The sequence below is a fragment of the Pseudorhodoplanes sp. genome (assembly GCF_050250235.1).
GTDB lineage: Bacteria > Pseudomonadota > Alphaproteobacteria > Rhizobiales > Xanthobacteraceae > Pseudorhodoplanes.
The window spans coordinates 1-4,331 of record NZ_JBFWPA010000276.1 but is presented as its reverse complement, the minus strand read 5'-3'; the positions used below and the strand labels follow the sequence as shown (position 1 = coordinate 4,331).

Below are 4,331 nucleotides of genomic sequence, written 5' to 3'. Positions count from 1 at the left end.
AATCGTCGCGGAAATAGCTATGATAGTCGCGACCCTTATAGTGCTCGATGCTCTGCAGAGCGGCTGGATCTGCCTTGTTCAACACGACACACACGACGCGCTCCCAGAGGTTGGGAATTTCGCCGAAAGTTTCGAGTATCAACCGTTGACTGGTTTTTCCCCATTCGACGACAAAGACGAACCCGTCGCAATACGAAGCGAGCAATCTGAAATCTGCTACCGCCGCGATCGGAGGAGCTTCAATGACGACGAGGTCATAAGAGGCGCGCGCCCGGTTCAGCAGATCCTCCATTTTTGCCGATCCAAGGGCCTGTGCAGCGTTTGGTGGCCGATGCGGCAGCGGACACGGCAGGACCTCGACCCCGGAACGCTCCTTCCTCACGACAAAGTCCGAAAAGCGCTCTGGATGATCCAGTGCTTCCCGCAGCCCATTCTGCGCGTCCGGCGTGACGGCTTGCGTCAGGGACTGCTTGTGAAAATCAGCATCGATCAGCAATGTCCGCATCGTGGCATGCATCGAAACCTGGTTGGCAAGATTTGTGGCAATCGTTGTCTTGCCTTCATTCGCTACCGCCGATACGACGCAGATGACTTTTGCATTGTTCTCACGCTGCGCGACGTTGATGAGCGACCATAACAATCGCACTGACTCGGCGAACCTTGAATAAGGCTGATCCAAAGCATACTCGCCAAGATGGGCGGAACGCCGCTTTTTTACTTTCGGCATAATGAGCGCCATTAACCCGAGAGAGCGCTTGACCTGCTCCGTCGTTCTGTACACGCCAATGGGATTGTGCTTCAAAAACGCCAGCCCCACCCCCAAAAGGAGACCGAGAACCGAACTGCCGGCCAACACCATCAGGCGCTTTTTCGAGGACTCGGTCTGCGTTGGCACGGAGGCACGAGCCAGAATGCGCGCGTCTGGAAGAATCAGCAGGCGGTGATCAAGCTTGTTTTCCTCACTGACCCGCTGCAAAGTCGAATTGTAGAGCGTGCGAAGAGTTTCAGCCGCGCTTTCCAACTCGCGAACGCGCGCTGCGATCGTGCTGTTCATCGACTCTTCGTTCATGGCCCGATTCAACGAAGACGCAAGCTGCTCATACTTCGCCTTCGCCAGTACATATTCGACAGCATATGACTCTTCCACCCGCTTGCGCTCTGCTGCGATTGCGGCTGAAATCTCTTTCAGCCGCTTGCGGAGCTGGATCGACGCAGCATGATCCTTGCCTACGCGACTCTCCATGTCGATGGCGCGGGTTTCGGCATGGAAATATTGCTGACGCAAACCAATGATGAGGTCGTTGTCCGGTATAAAACGCTTCGAACCGTTGGCATTCTCGCGCTGCTGCGCCTCCAGTCTGGCCTGAGCATCAAGCATTGCGATGCGCGCCGAAGCGATATGCGTACTCAAGCTGTTCACGCGGCCTGATGCAGCGGACTTCGGGTCTACGCTGATAATTTTATTCGCCAATTTGTATTCGATAACTTTTCGCTCGGCGTCGGCCGCCTGCGACCGGAGCTCGGCGAGTCTCTCACCCATTGCTTTGACAGCAAGCCTGGTCGTCTTACGTTTCGAGTCCACTGTTGAATTGATGTAGCTTTCCGCGATTTCATTGGCGATGCTGGCCGCCTTGAGCGGATCCTTCGATTCGAAGGTGACGATCATCACCGCGCCACCATGTTCCCAATACGCATTAAGGCGGCTGACCAAAAACTTATATGCGACGTCATCACCGGGTGGCTTCTGCGCCGGCTCCGGAGCCTTCAATCCGGCGAACTCCTTGATTTCACCGACAAGGCTCCGGGGAACACCTGCAAACTTCTTAATTGTAGAGATTATATTGCGATGGTGATCCGGTGTTTGTGCCGTCGCCGTAGCCCCGCCAAACTCCGGATCCATTGTGAGTTTCAGTTTGTCGATGACGGGCATTACCACTTCTTCAGACGAAATGATGTGAGTTTGACTCCATGAATCGTCTGCCAGGCTCGGCCCATCGCTCACCCTGTTCGACCGCAGGTAGTTGTTGACGCTCCTTTCCATAACCAGCCGGACACCGGCTTTGTACGTGGGAGGCATGGTAGCCAGCAACCATAAGCCGCAAGCGAGGCCCAGCACGACGCCAGTCGCAATGACCGCCCATCCCCTCTTTGCAATGCCCAGCAGATCGGACACGTCCAGCGACGCGGTGGAGAATGTAGGCTCTTCGTTGAGGGGGGATGTTTCGTGTTTGCTCATCTTACGCGACACTAGGGTTTCTAGGACACCAGGGTTTCAAGATTGTCTTGCCGATTACGCCATGGACACGGCAACAAGCATCAGATCATTTTCTCCATGTCCCGAAATTCGCCAATTCAGGTGTATCTTTCACACCATCGAGTGCGCCTCCCGTCATCATCTGCCCGGGCTGCCGAATAGCAGCTCACCCTATGCACCCTATGTTCGACAACCAACATCATCGATCCCGTTTGCTGTTAAGCATGAACACAAAATGAACCTCACTGGTGCCAGAATGATACGGCGGTACATAAAAGCAATTTCTGTGCCCTCGGCGGAGTCCGTCGAATAACACTCGAAAGATATACATTAACCTAGCATTGCGATGCAACTCGCAAGTTTTCTGAGAAAGCCCCAGGAATCGAGCAGACTGATCTCAGCCACGGATGTTCCTCTTGCAAGCCCCGGCCTTTCGCCGCCGGTTAATGTAGGGCGAGAGCGCCTTTGAAAGGAGCCCATTCTGTCATTCGACGCTCTCATCGTTGCAGCCCATGCGATACTCCTGGTTTCTGCAATCGTCCTATTATTGCTGACGTCCACTTTGTCTGCTGAATTGATTGCCGCTCTTCTCCTCCCCTTGCCACGCATTGCGAGAGGTTTAGAGGAAAACGCCACCTATGTTGTCGTTATCCCGGCGCATGATGAAGCCGGAACCATCGAACAAACGCTTGCGGCGGTCGTCCCTGAGCTGGCCGGCCACGGCAGCATCCTTGTCGTCGCGGACAACTGTACCGATGAAACCGCTGCAGCCGCACGATCTGCGGGAGCAAGCGTCATCGTACGACGGGACCCCCGCCGTCGCGGGAAGGGCTATGCAATCGACTTTGCCGTCAAGCACCTGGCAAACAGCCCGCCTGACGTGGTGATCATACTGGATGCTGATTGCACGCCTGATCCCGGGACCTTCGCAATATTGCATTCGGCATGCCGGCACTGGAACCGTCCGGTCCAGGCGCGTTATGAGCTGGTCCGGCCCAAGAAGGACGCCGGTCCACTCGCTCGAGTTGGCTACTTCGCCTGGCAAATAAAGAACATCCTGCGGCCCGCCGGACTCTCGGCGTTGCGGGTTCCCTGCCTCCTCACGGGAACCGGGATGGCATTTCCCTGGCGAACCCTCGCATCGTCCCAGTTGGCGACAGGACATATCGTCGAGGATATGGTCTTGGGTCTGGAACTTGCGGCCCGAGACCAAGGCGCTCTGTTCTTGCCCGAAGCCTGCGTTCGCAGCGCGCTCCCGCCAAGCCTCGAAGGGCAGAAAACACAGAGAACGCGATGGGAGACCGGACATCTGCAGGTGATCCGCCAGCAGGTTCCTTGGTTGATTGCGCAGGCAGTCCTCCGCCTGGACTACCGCCTGCTGACCTTGGCGCTCCATACGGCCGTCCCACCCCTGGCGCTGTTTGGGCTCATGCTCCCGACAATAACCGGCGCGAGCGGCATCCTGGCACTGCTCGGCGGCCCCACGCTCGCGTTCAGGTTGTCTGGGCTGGCAATCGTCATGGCATCGGTTGTATTCGCCGCGTACTGGCACTTGGTCGGGCGTAATCTGTTGTTCTGGCGCGATCTTGCACTTCTGCCGGGGTACGTTGCCGCCAAGATACCTCTGTATGTCCGTGCTTTGGCTGGGCGGCAGGTGCAATGGATCCGGTCTAAACGGGACTGAGTGCGGCTTCAAAACCGACGTGATCCAACACTGCGCTCGATAGGTCAGAGCTCGGTCGTCGCTTCATCATGTTAAGGTCCGCGCTGTCGGATCGTCTCCGCCGACGCAGCGCCGATAGGAGCCCTCACTTGTCCGGTCGGACGCCAGCGAGACGAACGATAATGCCGGAACCGAAGCACGCATCGATTGGATGGGGTGCCAATTTGCGAATGGGATCGCCTCACGATTGAACGCCAGCACCCGTTGGCCAATGTCGTCCGACGCACCCGAATTTACGTTAATGATGAAGCGGAATAGTCGCTCGCCCAGAGGGGCCATCATAGATCAAAGGGACCATCACACAGGATCAGGAGTTGCTATCAACCGGTCATCGTTATATGAAAATGAACAAGG

Annotated in this window: 2 protein-coding genes; one reads left to right on the top strand and one right to left on the bottom strand. The window is 56.5% G+C overall.

The genetic code is table 11. The features are described 5' to 3' along the window. Window positions 1-2,236, bottom strand: a 2,236-nt coding sequence (locus tag AB7F49_RS38570; RefSeq protein ID WP_428533064.1) for an AAA family ATPase, incomplete at its 3' end; no start/stop codon positions are given. Between the two features lie 580 nt (window positions 2,237-2,816). On the opposite strand from AB7F49_RS38570, the gene AB7F49_RS38565 reads away from it, so the two are divergent. Next, window positions 2,817-3,938, top strand: coding sequence for a glycosyltransferase family 2 protein (locus AB7F49_RS38565; RefSeq protein WP_428533061.1), 1,122 nt, complete (start codon window positions 2,817-2,819; stop codon window positions 3,936-3,938). Window positions 3,939-4,331: the final 393 nt, after the last annotated feature.